Annotated in this window: 15 protein-coding genes; 3 read left to right on the top strand and 12 right to left on the bottom strand. The window is 71.9% G+C overall.

All coding sequences use genetic code 11. The annotated features are described in order from the left end of the window. Positions 1 to 358, top strand: a 358-nt coding sequence (locus AOK00_RS09235; RefSeq protein WP_173861528.1) for a PspA/IM30 family protein, incomplete at its 5' end; no start/stop codon positions are given. Between the two features lie 101 nt (positions 359 to 459). Here the strand turns inward: AOK00_RS09235 and AOK00_RS09230 are convergent. The 6 genes from AOK00_RS09230 to AOK00_RS09205 form a co-directional block, all read right to left on the bottom strand. Further along, positions 460 to 3030 (bottom strand): SpoIIE family protein phosphatase, encoded by a 2571-nt coding sequence (locus AOK00_RS09230; protein ID WP_055599821.1) that lies wholly within the window; start codon positions 3028 to 3030, stop codon positions 460 to 462. Between the two features lie 144 nt (positions 3031 to 3174). After that, the gene (locus tag AOK00_RS09225) at positions 3175 to 3597 is read right to left on the bottom strand and encodes an ATP-binding protein (protein ID WP_055599820.1); all 423 of its coding nucleotides are present in this window, start codon (positions 3595 to 3597) and stop codon (positions 3175 to 3177) included. A gap of 143 nt (positions 3598 to 3740) precedes the next feature. Continuing rightward, positions 3741 to 4193 (bottom strand): (deoxy)nucleoside triphosphate pyrophosphohydrolase, encoded by a 453-nt coding sequence (locus tag AOK00_RS09220; RefSeq protein ID WP_055599819.1) that lies wholly within the window; start codon positions 4191 to 4193, stop codon positions 3741 to 3743. Between the two features lie 40 nt (positions 4194 to 4233). Next, positions 4234 to 4413 (bottom strand): SPOR domain-containing protein, encoded by a 180-nt coding sequence (locus AOK00_RS09215; RefSeq protein ID WP_030320624.1) that lies wholly within the window; start codon positions 4411 to 4413, stop codon positions 4234 to 4236. Positions 4414 to 4567: 154 nt separating this feature from the next. Next, complete coding sequence (locus tag AOK00_RS09210) at positions 4568 to 6328, bottom strand: purine-cytosine permease family protein (protein WP_107097343.1); 1761 nt, start codon at positions 6326 to 6328, stop codon at positions 4568 to 4570. Positions 6329 to 6486: 158 nt separating this feature from the next. Further along, positions 6487 to 7239, bottom strand: a complete 753-nt coding sequence (locus tag AOK00_RS09205; RefSeq protein WP_055599818.1) for a GntR family transcriptional regulator — start codon at positions 7237 to 7239, stop codon at positions 6487 to 6489. Between the two features lie 281 nt (positions 7240 to 7520). On the opposite strand from AOK00_RS09205, the gene AOK00_RS09200 reads away from it, so the two are divergent. After that, positions 7521 to 8858 carry a glycoside hydrolase family 18 protein gene (locus AOK00_RS09200; RefSeq protein ID WP_055599817.1) on the top strand — a complete coding sequence of 446 codons (1338 nt, stop codon included), beginning with the start codon at positions 7521 to 7523 and terminating at the stop codon, positions 8856 to 8858. 331 nt (positions 8859 to 9189) lie between these two features. Here AOK00_RS09200 and AOK00_RS09195 read toward each other — a convergent pair whose 3' ends face one another. Both AOK00_RS09195 and AOK00_RS09190 read right to left on the bottom strand, forming a co-directional pair. After that, on the bottom strand, positions 9190 to 10287 hold the full coding sequence (locus tag AOK00_RS09195; protein ID WP_055599816.1) for a DUF4190 domain-containing protein: 1098 nt from the start codon (positions 10285 to 10287) through the stop codon (positions 9190 to 9192). A 363-nt stretch (positions 10288 to 10650) separates the two neighbouring features. Then, the gene (locus AOK00_RS09190) at positions 10651 to 12225 is read right to left on the bottom strand and encodes a S8 family peptidase (protein ID WP_055599815.1); all 1575 of its coding nucleotides are present in this window, start codon (positions 12223 to 12225) and stop codon (positions 10651 to 10653) included. A 187-nt stretch (positions 12226 to 12412) separates the two neighbouring features. Here AOK00_RS09190 and AOK00_RS09185 point away from each other — a divergent pair, with 187 nt between their 5' ends. Then, entirely contained in the window at positions 12413 to 13537 is a 1125-nt protein-coding gene (locus AOK00_RS09185; protein ID WP_055599814.1) for a threonine synthase, read from the top strand. 61 nt (positions 13538 to 13598) lie between these two features. On the opposite strand, the gene AOK00_RS09180 is transcribed toward AOK00_RS09185, so the two are convergent. The 4 genes from AOK00_RS09180 to AOK00_RS09165 form a co-directional block, all read right to left on the bottom strand. Beyond that, positions 13599 to 14348 (bottom strand): DUF4232 domain-containing protein, encoded by a 750-nt coding sequence (locus AOK00_RS09180; RefSeq protein ID WP_055599813.1) that lies wholly within the window; start codon positions 14346 to 14348, stop codon positions 13599 to 13601. A gap of 139 nt (positions 14349 to 14487) precedes the next feature. Continuing rightward, a complete protein-coding gene (locus AOK00_RS09175; protein ID WP_055599812.1) occupies positions 14488 to 17133 on the bottom strand; it encodes an AfsR/SARP family transcriptional regulator in 2646 nt (881 codons plus the stop codon). Positions 17134 to 17358: 225 nt separating this feature from the next. Continuing rightward, a complete protein-coding gene (locus tag AOK00_RS09170; RefSeq protein ID WP_055599811.1) occupies positions 17359 to 17850 on the bottom strand; it encodes a cupin domain-containing protein in 492 nt (163 codons plus the stop codon). A 197-nt stretch (positions 17851 to 18047) separates the two neighbouring features. After that, a partial coding sequence (locus AOK00_RS09165; protein WP_107097342.1) for a DUF933 domain-containing protein occupies positions 18048 to 18653 on the bottom strand: 606 nt, incomplete at its 5' end.

Raw genomic sequence — 18653 nt, 5'->3', positions numbered from 1 at the left:
GGCGCGGACGGCGGAGCCGACGATCGCCGCGCAGACCGAGGTGGTGTCGAAGCTCAGGACGGGCCTCGACCAGATGAAGGCCAAGCTCGGCGAGTTGCAGGCGAAGCGCGACGAGCTGGTGGCGCGTGCGAAGTCGGCGCAGGCGCAGAACACGATGCTGGACGCCGTGAAGAACATCGACGTGCTCGACCCGACCAGCGAACTGAGCCGGTTCGAGGACAAGGTACGCCGGGAGGAGGCGCGGGCGATGGGCAAGCAGGAGCTCGCCGCGTCCTCCCTGGACGCCCAGTTCGAGCAGCTGGACGCGCTGGGCGACAGTGCCGAGATCGAGGCCCGGCTGGCGGCGCTCAAGGGCTGACCGGTCGCCGGTCCGGGGTTGCCCGCACGGCCGGGGCCGGGTGTCGGCTCAGCCGCGCGGCCGGGTGGGTGCGGCGTGCGGCCGGGTGGGTGCGGCGTGCGTCAGAACATGCTGAGGAGCTGTTCCACCGTGGGTTCCGCGGCCCCCTCGCCGTCCGGCAGCGCCAGTTCGAACCAGACGGTCTTGCCTCGCGGGGTGCGACGGGAGCCCCAGGAGGAACTGAGCAGCCCTACCAGCTGGAGGCCCCGGCCCCCCTCGTCGGTGTCCTTGGCGCGGCGCCGCCGGGGCTGCACCAGGCCGGCGTCCCAGACCTCACAGACGAGGGTGCGGTCGCGGAGCAGCCGCAGCCGGATCTCGCCCTCGCCGTAGCGCAGTGCGTTGGTGACGAGCTCGCTGACGAGGAGTTCGACGGTGTCGACGAGCGGTTCGAGCTCCCAGGCCTTGAGCTGGGTGCGGGCGAGTTCACGGGCCCGGCCGACCGAGCGGGGTTCCCTGGGCAGCCGCCAGTCGCCGACGGCCTCACTGGGCAGTCCCTGGATCCTGGCCATGAGGAGGGCGATGTCGTCCTCGCCGTGTCCTGTCTCCAGGCTGGTCAGGACCCGGTCGCAGACGTCCTCCAGGGGACGGGCGGGGTCGGTGAGGGCGCGTCGGAAGGCGCTCAGGCCCTCGTCGAGGGGATGGTCGCGGGATTCGACGAGCCCGTCGGTGTAGAGGGCGAGGAGGGCTCCTTCGGGGAGTTCGACCTCGACCTCCTCGAAGGGTTCGCCGCCGACCCCGAGCGGCATCCCCGGGGGTACGTCGAGCAGCAGTGCCTCTTCGCCGGGTTCGACGAGCACCGGCGGGAGATGGCCGGCGTTGGCGAAGGTGCAGCGGCGGGTGACCGGGTCGTAGACGGCGTAGACGCAGGTCGCGAGGTAGACCTCGGAGAGTTCGGGGCCGCGGGACTTGTGGCCGCGGGACTGCTGGGCGCCGATGGGGGCGCCGAGGCCGCGGGCGATCTCGTCGAGGTGGGAGAGGACTTCGGCCGGCTCCAGGTCGAGCTGGGCGAGGGTACGGACGGCGGTGCGCAGTTCGCCCATGGCGACGGCGGCGCGCAGGCCGCGGCCCATGACGTCCCCGATGACGAGGGCGGTGCGATGGCCGGGGAGTTCGATGACGTCGAACCAGTCGCCGCCGACCTCGGTGGCGGCGGTGCCGGGGAGGTAGCGGCAGGCGATGTCGAGGCCGGCCGCCTCGGGGTCGCCGGGCGGGAGCAGGCTGCGCTGGAGGATCAGCGCCCGCTCGTGCTCGCGGCGGTAGAGGCGGGCGTTGTCGATGCAGACGGCTGCGCGGGCGGCGAGTTCGACGGCGAGGGCGCGGTCGCGCTCCCCGAAGGACTCGCTGCCCTTGGTGCGGGAGAACTGGACGAGTCCGACGACGGTGTCGTGCGCGACCATCGGGACGACCAGGGTGGTCTGGACGAGTTCGCCGTCGGCGCCGGGCACGGTGCGGAGGCGGCCGGTGCGCAACGCCCCGGCGCACGGCGAGTTGAAGGGGTAGCGGTGGACGGCGCCGACCTCGATCGGTTCGGGTCCGCAACAGCCGCTGCCCGGCCCGTGGCCCTCGTCGGTTCTGAGCGGGGTGTCGGAGACGGCGCTGGCGAAGGCGACCCTGCGGAGTTCGGCGCTGCCGGCCCCGTAGCCGATGTCGTGGGAGCTGCCCCATCGGCCGGGCGGTGCCTCGTCGCCGGTGAGCAGGCCCTGGTAGAGGTCGACGGAGGCGAGGTCGCAGAAGCCGGGGACGGCGACGTCGAGCAGCTCGCGGGCGGTGGCCTCCAGGTCGAGGGAGTTGCCGATGCGGGCGCCGGCCTCGTTGAGAAGGGCGAGGTTGCGGCGGGCGCTGGCGGCTTCCCTGGCGGCGTTGTGGCGGCGGGTCACGTCGATGCCGAGGCCGGCGACGCCGATCGGGCGGCCGGATCCGCTGTGCACGCGGTAGAGGTTGATGGACCAGTGGCGGCGGTCCCGGGAGCCGGGTGCGGCGCCGACGATCTCGAAGTCGGTGACGGACTCCCCGGTCTCCAGGACGCTGCGGAGGGCCGCGGTCATCCGGTCGGCCTCGGGCAGGTTGAGGTAGTCGTGGACGGTGCGGCCACGGTGGTCTTCGGCGGAGCCGCCGAAGACGGTGGCGAAGCGCCGGTTGGCCCGCTTCACGGTGAGGTCGGTGCCGAAGAGGAGAAAGCCGAAGGGGGATTGGCCGAATATCGCCTGGGAGGCGGCGAGGTCCGTCTCGATGCGGCGCAGGGCGCGGACGTCGACGACGATGCAGAGCGCGGCCCGTTCCCCGGTCTGCGTCTCGCTCGGCATGACGTACATCTCGGCGATGCCGTGGGGCCGGTCCTCGCCGGGAATCCGGAAGGGGACGAGACCTGTCCACTCCTTGCCGTCGAGGATCTCCCGGACCCGTCGGTGACCGCGCTCGCGCAGGTCGGCGGGCATGAAGGCCTCGACGGGGTCCTTGCCCCTGGCCTGCTCCGCGGTGACTCCGAAGAGGTCCACGGCCCGTCGGCTCCACTGCTCGACGAGTCCGTCGGGCCCGATGGAGAAGGACGCCACCCGGATGTAGTCATAGATGGAGCCGGGCGGGCTGCTCTGCCACACGACGCCGCCACTCGCCTTCTCAGGTATCTCGCTCACGCGACCGTCCCCTCCAGCTCACCGCACCGGACCGGCCATGCCCGCAGTATTCAATACGGCAGGCCCCGACGGCACGACGTTCACGATCACAGGGTGGTCTCGTTCGCTTCGCGCCGAGTACCGGTGATCGTTGTCCCACCCTGTTTACTCACCAGGGAGAGCCAGCTCGAACCATACGGTTTTGCCGGTCCTGCCTTTACGAGTGCCCCAGCGGCGTGCGGAACAGGCCACCAGACCGAGTCCGCGGCCCCCTTCGTCCTCGGGTCCGGGGGCGCGCGCGGTGGGGGGATCCGGAAGCGGATCGGAAACCTCCACGAGCAGCGCGGGCTGACGGGTGGGGTCGCTGCCGTCGAATCGGGGGCGGACGAGGCGGACCCCGATCGGTCCGGACGCGTACCGCAGGGAGTTGGTCACCAGCTCGCTGACCAGCAGGACGGTCACATCACCGAGGGCCGAGTCGAGGTCCCAGGCACGCAGCGTCTCGCGCACGGCATGGCGAGCCGTGCGCACGGCGTTCGCCTCCGCGGGGAAGTTCCACTCGGCGCGGTCGCCGTCGGTGTCGATCACACCCGATCACTTCCCCAGCCGTGCGTCAGCAGGAAGGCCCACGTCCTCTTTCAAGGGGTCAATCAGGACATACCCGGAATATGGGGCGGGATATCGCGCTGGGCGCAGCAGCGGGCGCACGGTGGCACGAACGGCGTAGAAAGTCAGCCCTGCGCTCCGGTGCCGGGCGCCGCCGGGAACCTCCGCGCGGCCTCGGCGACGGCGGGGCGGTCCTGGTCGAGCCAGTCGACCGAGTCCAGCTCGGACCGGGTGAGCCAGCGCAGGGCGTCGTGGTCCTCCAGCGGGCGCGGTTCGCCCGAGAGCAGTCGGGCCGTCCAGACCCGGAGGACGTATCCGGGCTTCAGCGGCCACTCGCCGGGGATCCGCTCGCCCGGCTCGACCTCGACGCCGAGCTCTTCGCGCAGTTCGCGGACGAGGGCCTCTTCGGGGCTCTCGCCCGGTTCGAGCTTGCCGCCGGGGAGTTCCCAGCGGCCGGCGAGCTCGACGGGGGCGCTGCGGCGTGCGGCGAGCAGTCGCCCCCGGTCGTACAGGGCGCCCGCGACGACGACCACGACGGGTTCGTGGGGCGTGGCGGGGTCGGTGGTGCGTTCGGTCATGGGCGCGAGCGTAGCCCGGCCCGGCTTGCGTCCGTCGGGCTCAGAGCGCGGGGGTGCCGATGCGCTCGACCCAGTAGAGCTGTTTGTGGCCGCGGTCGTCGAGACTGTCCGCGATCTTCTGCGCTTCGTCCTCGGTCGCGTACCGCCCCACCCGGTAGCGGTTGCCGTTGTCGTCCTGCCGAATGACGAGCCAGGCGAGGACAGGGCCGCTCTCGGTCATCAGGCTTCTCCCTCCGCCGGTCCGGGCGCCGTTGAGGATCTCCGTGAAACCGCAATCCGCATATGCCGGAGCTTACGCCTGACCTTCACACAGCGGATACGGAATTGCACAAAGAGATACGGATCGGCCGGGAACCGACGGAGGGAGGCCGAAGTCACGCCCCGGGGGCCGCCGCGGGGACGGTCGGCACGGGCATCAGGACGGGACCGCCGGTGCCCTCGGGGTCCTTGCGACAGGCGTCTCCGCACGTGGCGTCGAGCGAGCAGCAGAGGGAGCAGACCGGGCCGGACCGCACCGGGCAGTCGGCGATGTCGGGGAGTTCGTAGGCGGTCTCGCACTCCGCGCAGGTGTGGGTCGCCCGCTCGTCGACGACACCCGCGGCCGGACCGTTCACCGTGTTGGGACGGGCCAGGTAGTAGCGGCCCTTCGTGGCCCAGGCGATCAGCGGGCAGAGGACGAGGGCGAGACCGGCGGCGATGAAGGTGGAGAAGGCCTGGGCGTAGGCACCGAAGACACCGAAGAAGGCGAGGATCGAGACGACGGAGGCGATGACCATGGCACCGAAGCCGGCGGGGTTCACGGCATACAGATAGGCGCGCTTGAACTCGATGTACGGAGGGCTCCAGCCGGCCCGCTTGTTGATGACGAGGTCGGCGGCGACGGCCGTGATCCAGGCGATGCCGACGTTGGAGTAGAAGCCGAGCAGCTTGTTCAGGGCCGCGAACATGTTCATCTCCATCAGCGTCAGCGCGATGGCGAGGTTGAGGAAGATGTACCAGACGCGGCCCGGGTGCCGGTGGGTGACGCGGGAGAAGAAGTTCGACCAGGACAGCGAGCCGCTGTAGGCGTTGGTGACGTTGATCTTGACCTGGGAGACGATCACGAAGAGCGCGGCGGCGGGCAGGGCGAGTGTCCCGAGCCAGGGCTTGAGCGCCTCGATCTGAGGGGCGATCGGCTCCAGGGCGTGGGTCTTGCCGACGGCCTCCAGGGCGACGAACGCCAGGAAGGCGCCACCGAGCTGCTTGGCCGCGCCGATGACGACCCAGCCGGGGCCGGCGGCGAGCACGGCGAGGTTCCAGCGGCGCTTGGTGGCCTCCGTCCTGGCCGGCATGAAGCGCAGATAGTCGGCCTGTTCGCCGATCTGGGCGATCAGGGAGAGCGCGACGCCCGTGCCCAGGCCGAAGCCGATCCACGAGAAGCCGGCGCCGGCCCCTTCCGTTCCGCCGAAGGAGGCGAAGGCACCCCAGGCGTCGGGGGCCTCGAAGGCCAGGACGGCGAAGGGCAGCACCATGCCGACGATCCAGACCGGCTGGGTCCAGGCCTGCACCTTGGCCAGGGCGCCCATGCCGCGGAAGACGATCGGGATGACGATGAGGGTGGTGATCAGGTAGCCGATCTCGACCGGCAGGCCGACGGCCTGATGCATGGCCTGGGCCATGATCGAGCCTTCGAGGGCGAAGAAGATGAAGGTGAAGGAGGCGTAGATGAGCGAGGTGAGCGTCGAGCCGAAGTAACCGAAGCCGGCGCCGCGGGTGATGAGGTCCATGTCCAGGCCGTACGTGGCGCAGGCCCGGGCGATGGGGATGCCGGTGAGGAAGATGAGCGTGGCCGCGGTGAGGATCGAGGCGAGCCCGCTGCCGAAGCCGTACGTGAAGACGATCGAGGCGCCGATCGCGAAGTCGGCGAGATAGGCGATGCCGCCGAGGGCGGTCCCCGCCACGGTCCCGGGCGACCAGCGCCGGAACGAGTGCGGGGCGTAGCGCAGCGAGTAGTCCTCGCGGCTCTCGTCGGCGGCCAGCTTGGCGTAGCTGCGGCGGGGGCCGCCGGATGGTGGCGCGACCTCTCCCGGGGACTCAGGGGCCCGGGAGAGACTCCCGCCCGGATCCGGGGTGGAGGCGGTGACCGTGTCCGTCATGAGGGTTCCTGTCGTCCGACCGGTTCGCGGGTACGGACGAGGAAGGTAGGAGCCGGTCGTGACGGACGGCGGCGGCAGGCGGTTGCGCCGGGGTTACGCGAGTTGACAGGCCGTTAACTCGCGGTCACACCGCCCGGACGGCGGAGTCCGCTGAGCGGTCACCGCACCGGCAGGTGGTACGAGAGGCGGTAGCGGTCGGCCGGGACCACGACGTCGGCGGTCTCGACGGCCCGGCCCGACGCGTAGTACGTGCGCTCCACGACCATCACGACATGACCCGGCACCCCGCCGAGTGCCAGGAGTTCCTCGGCGAGGCCGGGCCGGGCGCCGACCTCCTCCACCACGTTGTCCACGACCACGTCGATGGCCGCCATCCGCTCGACGACACCGCAGCCGCCCAGGGGGCCCTCCTCGGGCAGCATGACCGGCGTCCGGCCCGTGACGGCGAGCGGCTCCCAGGAGGTGGCGACCATCATGGGCTCGCCGCCGTCCCGGTACACGTACCGCGTGCGCATCACGCGCTCCCCCGGCTCGATGCCGAGGCGCTCGGCCACCTCGCCGCTCGCCGGCTCCTGCTCGCTGTTCGACTCCCAGGTGCCGCGGGCCCCTTCGGCCGCCTGCTCCTGCCGGAAGGGGCTGGCGCCCGACGCGGGGCGGTAGCCGGAGCGGGCGATCCTGCGCGGCACCGGGCGCTCCCGGACGTAGGTGCCCGAGCCGGAGCGCCCTTCCACCAGCCCCTCGGCCATGAGTACCTTGCGGGCCTCCAGCGCGACGGTGTCCGACACCCCGTACTCCTCGCGGATGCGTGCCTGCGAGGGGAGACGGGTATGCGGCGGAAGCGAGCCGTTCGCGATCTTCTCCCGCAGATCGCTCGCCACGCGCAGATAGGCGGGCTGCTCACCGAACGTCACTGGACACTCCCCTCAGGTTGACTTACAGCTACAGCCTGACAACCGTCGGTCGCGATCCGCAAGCATGGGCCAAAGTTTCACTCGAAGTGATGACTCCGAGATCACACCTCTTGCTACCCACGGTCACCCCGGATAGGCCACGTCGGCCCCCTTGACCCGCATTGGTACAGACCAATACGTTCCTGCCAAGCACGCTCCACGGTGCGCGCACGCTCCACGCCGTGCGCGCCGTCCGCACGCTCCACCGCACGCGCCATCCCGCCTCGCACAGGAACGAGCCCATGCGTCCCAGAGCCATGACCAAGCTGACCTTCGGTGCGGCCGCCGCGGCCACTCTCGGTCTCCTCGCCACCCTGGCCCCCACCGCCGACGCGCACCAGCCGTCCGGGCACAAGCCCGAGCTGAAGCGGATCGGCTACTTCACCCAATGGGGCATCTACGGACGGAACTTCCAGGTCAAGGACCTGGAGACGAGCGGCACCGCCGCCAAGCTCAGCCACATCAACTACGCCTTCGGCGTGATCGGTTCGGACGGCAGGTGCCTCATGGGCAACGCACCCGGCTCCGACCCGTGGGCCGACTACGTGCGCCCGGTCGACGCCGCCACCTCGGTGGACGGCGTCGCCGACACCGCCGACCAGCGACTGGCCGGGAACTTCAACGAGCTGCGCGAGCTGAAGGCCAAGAACCCCGGGCTCAAGGTCATGATCTCGCTGGGCGGCTGGACCGGCTCCGCGCACTTCTCCGACGCGGTGCGCACCGACGCGGGCCGCAAGACCCTCGTCGCCTCCTGCATCGACACGTACATCAAGGGCAACCTGCCCGTCGACGGCGCACGCGGCGGCGCCGGAGCCGCCGCCGGGATCTTCGACGGCGTCGACCTCGACTGGGAGTGGCCCGGCTCGGACGGCGCCCCCGGGAACGTGATCCGCCCCGAGGACAAGCCCAACTTCACCAAGCTGGTACGGGAGTTCCGCACCCAGCTCGACGCCTACGGCCGCTCGCTCCCGAAGGCCCAGCGCAAGCACTACGAGCTCAGCGCCTATGTGCCCACCGCGCCCGCCAAGATCGACGCGGGCTTCGAAGTCGCCAAGATCATGCGGGACTTCGACTTCGTGAACCTCCAGGGCTACGACTTCCACGTCTCCGGCGAGAAGACCACCGCCCAGCAGTCCGCGCTCTTCGCCAGGAACGACTTCAGCGTCGACCAGACCGTCAGGGCCTGGCTGCGGCGCGGCGCCCCCGCCCACAAGCTCGTGGTCGGCATGCCGTTCTACGGCCAGGGCTGGACCGGCGTCACCGGCGGCGGCGACGGCCTCGGGCAGCCGGCGACCGGCCCCGCCCCCGCGACCTGGGTGGCGGGCTCCGAGGACTACAAGCATCTGAAGAAGCTGGCGGATTCGGGGACGTACAAGCTCCACCGCGGCTACCGGAACGGCCACGCCTGGCTCTTCGACGGCACCAACCTGTGGACGTACGACGACCCGACCGTACTGCGCACCAAGGCGTCCTACGTCCGGCAGAACGGGCTCGGCGGCGCGATGGTCTGGTCCCTCGACGGGGACACCCCGGACGGTGAGCTGATCACCGCCATCGACCGCGGCCTGACCCGGCGCTGACACCCCCGCCCCGGCCGCCGTCCGGCGGTGGCCGGGGCCCCCGAACCGCGGACCGGCCCCGCCGCTCGCGGTGGACCGGCGGCGGCGGTCGGTCACGGGCCGCCGCTCCCCGGACCACCGCCCGGTCCGCCTGCGACGGGGCCGGGCCTCCCGAGGGAGACCCGGCCCCGTCACCCGTACGAAGCCCCACACGAAGCACCGTACGAAGCCCCACAGCCCGTACCAAGCCCCGCGGGAAAGCCCCCGCAGGAATCCCCCGTACGAAGTCGCCCACGAAGTCCCGCACGCAGTCGCTCACGAAGCCCCGTGCGGGTCGCGCAGGCGCACGGAATCAGGTGGACGCGCCCCCGCCCGCCCCGCGCGCCGGCGGAGTGCCGGTCAGGTCGAGAGCGGTGCGCGCGTCCGCGCCCAGGTCCTCGGGCAGGGCTTCCCACGCCGGGTCGTACGCCTCCCAGTAGGCGTCCGCGTCGGCCGCCGTCGCCAGCTTGAGCCACTGCTTGGACGCCGCTGCGAGTTCCTTGCGGAGGGCCGCGACGGACGGGGCTGACTCGGCGGGCCAGGTGCGCTGCCCCAGTCCCGCGTACGCCGTGTTGATCGCGCCCAGGAGCTCCGTGGCCCACACCTTGTTGGCGGTGAAGTCCTCGTCCGGGTCTTCCTCCGGCTCCCGGTAGCTCACCGTCTCGATCGGGTTGACGGTCTTCAGGAAGGACTCCTGGTCGTCGGTGAGCAGGGTCGCGTCGGAGCGCACGGAACCACTGAACGGCTTGTTCTCTCCGGCGAGAGCGCACGTCACCGTGCGGTCGCCGAGACGCCAACTCTGCGCGCTGGGAACGTAGTAGTAGGGCCAGATGTTCGCGGGGACGGCCCAGGTGTCCAGCGCGTACCCGCTGTTGACCGTCTCGCAGCGCTTCTCCGCGATCTCGTCGATCGTGTCGTCGCCGGGCCACTTGTCGAAGCCGGTCACCTTGAAGCCGCCGGTGACCTCGCCGAGGTGCGGGCGGCCGCAGTCGACGACCGTGACGTCCGCCGCGTACTCGTCCAGCCTGCCGTCGGGAGTGAAGCACTGGCCGGTCCGCAGCGAGAACGGCGACTTCGAACGGGCCGCCTCGTCCATGCCCTCCTTGACGCCGCCCCAGAACGCGCTGATGCCGCCGGTGGCGATGCCGGTCACGAGCAGCAGACAACTGAGGACGGAGAGCACGATGCCCGCGACGGCGAGCCCCTTGCCGGCCTGGTCCCGCTTCCGGATCTGCGGCAGGGCGACGAGACCGAGCACCAGACCGAGGGGCGGCAGGCAGCAGACTATGCCGGAGACGAGGGAGCCGATGGCGAGCCCGTTGGTGGTCCGCCGGGGCGGCTGCCCGTAGGGGCCGACGCCGGGCATGCCGGGCCCGGCGGGCCCGGCGTAGGGACCGGCCGTGTACGGCATCCCCGGCGAGGTGTACGGCCCCGGCGCGGGCCAGCCCCCTTGCTGCGGGCCCCCCTGAGAGGACGGCGGCGGGGTCGGCGGGGTCGGCTCCACGGGTACGGGGCTCCTGTCCGGGGCGAACGGTGCGAACAAGCAATCGGTCGCGCATCGTACGCGGCCGGGCGGCGGGGGCGACACGCGGGGGACAACTCCGACGATCCCGGCGTGGGCCCCGGCCCTGGGCCCGGCCTCACGACCGGAAGGGGCGGCCGCCGTCAGGCGACCGCCCCTCACCGTTCACGATCCCTACTGGTCACGATCCGTGCCGTTCACGGTCTGCGCCCGTTCACGATCCGTGCCGTTCACGATCCGTCGGGAGCAGGGTCAGAACTGCAGCCCCCAGGAGTCGATCCTGCCGGTGTCGATGGACGCGTTGTCCGTGACCCGGAGCTTCCACGTGCCGTTGGCGACCTCCGAGGAGGCGTTCACGGTGTACGTGGTGTTGATGTTGTCCGAGCTGCCGCCGGTGCCGAAGCCCTTCAGCGTGTACGCCGAGCCGTCGGGGGCGATCAGCTGGACCTGGAGGTCACCGATGTAGGTGTGGACGATGTTCACCGGCACCTGGAGGGCGGCCGGGGCGTTGCCGGTGACGCCGCTGACGGTGACGGGGGACTCGACGGTCGCGTTGTCGGCGATGGCGTAGTCCGCGGTGTTCTCGAACTTCTTGCCGGGCGGCGGGGTGGTGCCGCCGCCGCCGACGAAGAGCAGCCGGTTCGGGGAGCCGGAGCCGGGGTTGCCGACCACGTTCGGGGTGGCGGCGCTCGTCAGCGCGGTCGACACCTGGGCCGGGGTGGCCGTCGGGTTGTCCGCGAGGTAGACGGCGGCCGCGCCCGCGACGTGCGGGGTCGCCATGGACGTACCGGAGATGGTGTTGGTGGCGGAGTCGCTGGAGTTCCAGGACGAGGTGATGGAGGAGCCCGGGGCGAAGATGTCCAGGACCGTGCCGTAGTTGGAGAAGCTGGAGCGGGCGTCGGTGTTGGTCGTGGAGCCGACGGTGATGGCCTCGGCGACGCGCGCCGGCGAGTAGTTGGAGGCGTTGGAGCTGTCGTTGCCCGCCGCGACCGCGTACGTGACTCCGGAGGCGATGGAGTTCCGTACGGCCGTGTCGAGGGCGGAGTCGATGCCACCGCCGAGGCTCATGTTGGCGACGGCCGGCTTCACGGCGTTCTGCGTGACCCAGTCGATGCCGGCGACGACCTGCGCGGTCGTGCCGGAGCCCTGGTTGTTGAGGACGCGGACGCCGACGATCTTGGCCTTCTTGGCGACGCCGTACGACGTGCCCGCGACGGTGCCGGCGACGTGGGTGCCGTGGCCGTGGCCGTCCTGGGCGACGTTGTCGTTGTCGATGGCGTCGTAGCCGTTGAAGGCCCGGCCGCCGAAGTCGCTGTGGGAGATGCGGACACCGGTGTCGATGATGTACGCGGTGACGCCCTGGCCCGCGGTGTCCGGGTAGGTGTAGCTCTGGTTCAGCGGAAGGGCCCTCTGGTCGATCCGGTCCAGGCCCCAGGACGGCGGGGAGGGCTGCGTGCCGTCGATCGTGAAGACGCGGTTCTGGACGACGGAGGTCACGGCGGGGTCGGCCGCGAGCTTCTTCGCCTGCGCCTCGGAGAGCTCGACGGCGTAACCGTTGATCGCCGACGTGTACGTCCGCTCGATCTTCGCGCCGAACTTGGCGGCGACGGCCCGGCCCTTGGCGGTCTCCGCCTGCGCCGACTCGTCGAGGGTGACGATGTAGCTGCCCGCGATCGTGCCTTCGGCTCCGGCGTTCTCGATGACGCCCTCGGGGGCGGCCGGTGAGGCGGCGGCCGGGAGGGCGGAGAGGGTGCCGAGGGTGAGGGCGGTGACGGCGACGGCCGCGGCGGTGGCGATTCGGCGCCGTGATTCACGCATCACTGACATGTGAGGGGTCCTCCTCATTGGTGGTGCGTTGCTGTGGGGGATTAGCAGGGACATGACAAGACAACGTGGCTCCACGCCGCCTCGGCCATCCGGCTGCCGAGCGAAAGATTGACTGATCCATAGGAATCCCACAAGGGTTGTCGACAGCTCGCAACACCCGCGCCACACAGCTGACACGCTGATCATCATGACCTCTTACGTGTGCTCCCGCTGCCGGGTTCACTCGCCCACGGACGCCCTCACCTGGTGTTGTCCGAAGTGCCGCGGCCCCTGGGACCTGGAATTCGCCGGTGGTCCGGTTCCCCTCCCGTCACTCGCGTCACGGCGAAATTCGTTGTGGCGTTACGAGGAGGCGCTGCCGCCGATGCCGCACGCGCCCGAGGTGACGCTCGGGGAGGGCCGGACACCCCTCGTCCCGCTGGAGGAAGGGGAGAAGGGATCGGTTTCCGCCAAACTCGACTTCCTCATGCCGACCCTGTCCTTCAAGGACCGCGGCGCGGTGATGCTCGCCGCCCACGCCCTCCGCCTCGCACGGAACGGCAGCCTCCGCCGGATCGTCGCCGACAGCAGCGGGAACGCGGGCACGGCGATCGCCGCCTACGGCGCACGGGCCCGGCTCGACTGCCTCGTGTACGTCCCCGAGGGCACCTCGCCCAAGAAGCTGGAGCAGATCCGGGCACACGGTGCCCGGGTCGTCGAGGTCCCCGGCGACCGCGAGGCCACGGCCCGCGCCGCACGGGCGGCCGCCGACGAGCCGGGCACCTTCTACGCCTCGCACGTCTACAACCCGTACTTCCTGCACGGCACCAAGACCTACGTCTACGAGCTGTGGGAGGAGCTCGGCGGCCGCCTCCCGGACACGATCGTCGTCCCCGTCGGCAACGGCACCCTGCTCCTCGGCGCCGCCCTCGCGCTCGACGAGCTCCACCGTCACGGGCTCACGGACAACCGCCCCGCCCTCGTCGCCGTGCAGGCGGAGGCCGTCTCCCCGCTGGCCGCGGCCTTCCACGCGGGCGCGGAGGAGCTGGGTGAGGCCGTCCCCGTCCGCCCCACCCTCGCCGAGGGCATCGCGATCCCGGCGCCGCCCCGCGCCCACCAGATCCTGCGGGCGGTACGGGCGGCCGGCGGCACGTTCCTGACGGTGACGGAAAACCAGATCCGAACCGCTCAGCGGGATTTGGCCCGCCGGGGCCTCTTCGTGGAGTCCACCGGCGTGGCCTGCTGGGCGGCGGTCCGGGTGGCCGCGCCGAGGCCCGGTCTCACGGTCGTGCCGCTGTGCGGGGCGGGGGTGAAGACCGGCCTGGCTCAGTGACCCTCCGGAGCGGCGGAGGGTCGGCCGTGGGTCGGGGAGCGGGCGTCCGGAGCGAAACGGCTCAGAACTCGTCGGCGCCGTTGCGGAGCTCCTCCGTCCAGTAGCCCGTCTTCGCGGCGGCCTCGGCGACGGCCAGGCCGCCCGCGGGGGCCTTGACGACGATGCTGCCCTCGGCCGGGCCGTCGGCGGCGAAGAGGTTCACGTTGAAGCTCGTCACGACCTCGTTGTCCTCGTGGGCGCCGCCGAGCGCGACGCGCACGTTCGCGTACGCGGGCGCGCCGGGCTTCAGGACGACCGGGGCGGCCGGCTTGCTCTTCGCGACGGCCGGGACGTCCTTGGCGGTCTGGATCGGGCCGAAGGCGATCAGCGGGTACTGGAGCAGGGTGCAGGCGCTGCCGGAGGTGTTGGTGGCGGTGAGGACGATGTGCTCGGTCGGGACCTCGTCGGCCTTCGCCGCCGTGATCTTGATGTCGCCGTAGGCACAGGCGGGCGCCTTGGCGGAGGCCTTGCCGCCGGTCGAGGATCCCGCCGTGGACCCCGTCGTGGACCCCTTCGTACCGCTGCCGCCGGACGTGCCGCCGGTCGTCGTCGAACCGCCGGTGGAGCCGGAGCCGCTCTTCGCGGCGGTCTGGTCGGCGGTGCCCGCGGCGTCGCCCGTCCCCTTGTCGGTGGCGCCCGCCGACTGGGAGGAGCTCGCGCTGCCCGCGTCCTTCGCACCGGTGTCCGTGTCACCGCCGCAGGCCGTCAGGCCGAGCGAGAGGGCGGTGATGGCGGCGGCGGCAAGGACGGTGGACTTGTGGTGGGTACGCATGGTGGTTCTCCCCCGTGAAGCGTTCGGATCGGTGCGGACGCCCCGGGGCGACCGCCCCGGGACAAGGGCTCCGGGTACTGCGTGTACTCGGTGCTGTATCCAGCTTCCGGCCCGGCGCTGCCGTCCCGCTTGCGTACCGCTAACGATCCGCTGACAGGCGTGAGAGACCCGCCGCCGCCCGTGCCGAACCCTCGGCGAAACCGGCCGCGTCGGACGCCGCGATCGCGCGTTGCAGCTGGTCGGCGGCCTCCGCGACGCGGCCGATACCGGCCAGCGCCTCGCCCTTGACGATCTGCAGCTGGGCCTGGACGACCACCGCGTCGGGTGCGACGAGTTCCCCGGCGCGAAGGGTGTGCGCGAGCGCCGCTTCGTAGTCCCCCGCCTTCATGCAGTGCCCCGCCAGGTGATGGAGCGTGAGCACCTGGGTGGACGGATGGCCTGTGCGGTCGGCGAGCGAGACGGCGTGCACCATGAGCAGCCCGGCCCGCTCGTGCTCCCCGGTCGCGTCCAGGACGGCGGCGTAGTTGACGTACGCGATCGCCTCGCTGATCATGTCGCCGGCCCTGGCGGCCAGACCGGGCGCCTTCTCCAGATGGACGAGGGCCTCGGCGTCCCGGCCCTCCTCGTGCAGGATCCAGCCGAGCAGCGCCCTGGTCCGCGACTGCGCGTCGAAGTCGCCCATGTGCTCGGCCGAGGCGAGTCCGGCCTCCAGGAGCGGCGTCCAGCCGTCCCCGATCCGCATGAGCATCAGCGGCCACTGCACCAGCGCGAGCCGCCAGGCCCGGTCGTGCAGGCCGAGGGCGGCCGCTGCGGTGACGGCGCCCTCCAGCGCGGCGCGCTCGGCCACGTACCAGTCGAGGGCCGCCGTACGGTCCTCGAACTCGAGGGTCGCGGCGGGCCGGCGGGCGTCGGCGGGCAGCGAGTAGCAGGGCTGGGAGCCCGGCTCGGCCGCCGCGTCGGCCGCGAGCCCCGTGTACAGGTAGTGGTCGAAGAGGCGCCGCAGACCCTCGGGGTCGGCGTCCTCGGCGAGGTGGCGCGCGTAGAGCCGTACCAGGTCGTGCGGCATCCAGCGGCCGGGGACGGGCTCGGTGAGCAGATGGGCGGCGGCCAGCCGGTCCAGGTCGGCGGAGGCCTGCACCGGGGACGTGCCGACGAGCGCGCCGGCCGCGAACCGGTCCAGGTCGGAGCCGGTGTGCAGGCCGATCGCCCGGAACAGCCGGGCCGCGGAGTCTGGCAGCTGCTGCACGGTGAGGTGCAGCGCGGCCGAGACGCCCCGGTCCTCCACGTCGAGGAGCATCAGCCGGCTCTGTTCGTCGGCGAGTTCGCCGACCATCGCGTCGAGGGTCCACCCGGGGCGCTCGGCGAGCCGGGCGGCCGTCACGCGCAGGGCGAGCGGCAGGCCGTCGCAGAGTCCGGCGAGCCGCGCGGCGGCGGCGGGTTCGGCGGCGACGCGCGTCTCGCCGAGGACGGTGGTGAGCAGCGCCGCGGAATCGGCCGGGGGGAGATGGCCGAGCGGCACCGGCCGGGCCGCGTCGGAGGCGATGAGACCGCCGAGCCGGTCGCGGCTCGTGACCAGGGTGGTGCAGTGGTCCCCGCCGGGCAGCAGGGGCCTGACCTGCTCGGAGGAGCGGGCGTTGTCGAGGACGACGAGCAGCCGGCGGCCGGCGGTCAGGGAGCGGAACAGGGCGCCGCGCGCCTCGACGGCCTCCGGGATCCGCTGGGGCTGCACGCCGAGCGCGAGGAGGAATTCGCGGAGGACACCGGCGGTCTCGGGCGCCGGGGTGCTGCTGAAGCCGCGCAGGTCGGCGAAGAGCCGCCCGTCGGGGAAGTCGGCGCGGCGCTCGTACGCCCAGTGCACGGCGAAGGCCGTCTTGCCGACGCCGGCGGGCCCGGTGACCAGGCAGACGGGGCCGTCGCCGCCTCGTACGGCCCGGTCGAGGGCGGCGAGTTCGGTGCCGCGCCCGGTGAATCCGCGCGGGGCGCGCGGCAGCCCCTCCGGCGCCGGGACCGCGACGGGAGCGACGGGCCGGGACACGGTCACGGGCTCGGCGGAGCGGAGCAGCGTCGCGTACGCCTCGCTGAGCGTCTCGCCGGGGTCGACGCCCAGCTCCTCGGCGAGCAGCCGCCGGGTGCGGTGGTACCAGTCGATCGCGTCGGACTGCCGGCCCGAACGGCCCAGGGCCAGCATCAGCGCCGCCGCGAGGGACTCCCGCAGCGGATGCGCGACGGCCTCGGTACGCAGGACGGCGGCGGCCCTGGCGTGCTCGCCGAGCGCCCCGTACGCCTCCGCGAGGGACTCGACGGAGGCGAGCCGCAGCTCCTCAAGGCCCCCGGCGGCGGCCTCGATCGGCCGGCTGTGCACGGTCCCGGTGAGCGCGGGCCCCTGCCAGTACGACAAGGCCTCCCGCAGCATCCGTACCGCGTCGGCGGGGCGCCGCTGCACCCCGGCGAGCGCCACGAGCTCCTCGAAGCGGTGCGCGTCCACCAGGGACTCCGGCATCCGCAGCACGTACGCCGACCCCTGCGTGGCCAGCTCGACCCCGTACGCCTCCGCCCCGTGCTCGGCGAGCAGCGCCCGCAGCCGCGAGACGTGCCCCTGCAGCACGGTCTTGGCGTGGGTGGGCGGCTCCTCCTCCCAGAGCGCGTCGATCAGCTGACCGACGTTCACCGCGCTGTTGGGCCGCAGCAGCAGCATGACGAGAAGACTGGACCGTTTGGCGGGCCCCAGGGCTACGTCCCCGTCCTCCGTCACCAGCGCGACGGAGCCGAGCAGCCGGAACTCCACCAATACACCTCCGCGATCCGTCTCCCCCGTTCACCAGCTGTCGAGGATACGTGGGGTGGGAGGGCCGACTGCCGGCTCGGCCCCACGACTGGCGGAAATGGCCGGGGTTGTCCCCTGCCCCGCCCCGCCCGCCTGGCCGAGAAGGGACAGGATTCCGCACGGAATGAGACAAAGGGGCCGGGCTCGGACCAGCACGGCCCCCACCTTTCGAAAGGCGCCCTGCCCCTACTCCACGAAGTAGGAGTCGTGACGGACGAAGAACTCCGCCCGCTCCTCGTCCGTCGCGTCCGCCATCGCCGCCAGACCCTCGAAGTACTCCTCGCGCGGGGCGCCCGGGGCGAAGATCATCAGCATCTCGGCGGGTGCGTCCGAGTCGTTGCGGAAGGCGTGCAGCCCGCCCTGCGGCACGTACAGGAAGTCGCCCTTCCTCGCGTCGACCCAGCCCTCGCCGTCGAACAGCCTCACCGTGCCGTCGAGTACGAAGAACGACTCCGAGATCGTCTTGTGGAAGTGCGTCCTGGGCCCGCCCGCCCTGGCACTCATCTCCACCCGGTAGAGCCCGAACTCCCCTTGTGTGGAAGCCTTGGTGGCCAGGTAGTGAATCGCGTCCCTGCCCGCGACTCCGAACTCGGGCGGAGTGTCCACGGCCCGGAAGACCGCACTGACCTCACCCTCCTCACGGTGGTAGACCTGCTCCGGATACTCCGGGTACGACATCGGATCCCCCTGGGTCGACGGCCCTGCCGGATGTGACAGCACCCACCTTGATCAACCACGGCGCGGGCGGCGTATTCCGCCACCCCACCGCCCCATCGACCGAGACACGGAACACCGAAGGGGCCGGCTCCCGGAGGAGCCGACCCCTTCTGACCTGCGTATTCGCCACGTCAAGGACGTGGTGCTCCTTCATCCGCTCAGACGTTGAAGCGGAACTCCACCACGTCGCCGTCCTGCATGACGTACTCCTTGCCCTCCATGCGGGCCTTGCCGGCCGCGCGGGCGTCGGCCACCGAGCCGGTCTCCACGAGGTCGGCGAAGGAGATGACCTCGGCCTTGATGAAGCCCTTCTGGAAGTCGGTGTGGATCACACCGGCCGCCTCGGGGGCCGTCGCGCCCTGCTTGATCGTCCAGGCGCGGGATTCCTTCGGGCCGGCCGTCAGGTAGGTCTGGAGGCCCAGGGTCGCGAAGCCCACGCGGGCGAGGGTCGCCAGGCCCGGCTCCTCGGCGCCGACGGACTGGAGGAGCTCCATGGCGTCCTCCTCGTCCAGCTCCGCCAGGTCCTGCTCCAGCTTCGCGTTCAGGAAGATCGCCTCGGCCGGGGCGACCAGCGCGCTCTGCTCGGCCTTGAACGCGTCGTCCGTCAGCTCGTCCTCGTCCACGTTGAAGACGTAGAGGAACGGCTTGGTGGTGAGGAGGTGCAGGTCGTGGAGGAGCTCCGCCTTCTCCGAGCCCTGCACGATGCCCTGCGAGAAGAGGGTGTCGCCCTTCTCCAGGATCGCCTGCGCGGCCTCGACCGCGGC

It is taken from the genome of Streptomyces aureus (genome assembly GCF_001418135.1).
Taxonomy (GTDB): Bacteria; Actinomycetota; Actinomycetes; order Streptomycetales; family Streptomycetaceae; genus Streptomyces; species Streptomyces aureus_A.
This window is presented reverse-complemented; position numbering and strand designations above follow the sequence as displayed.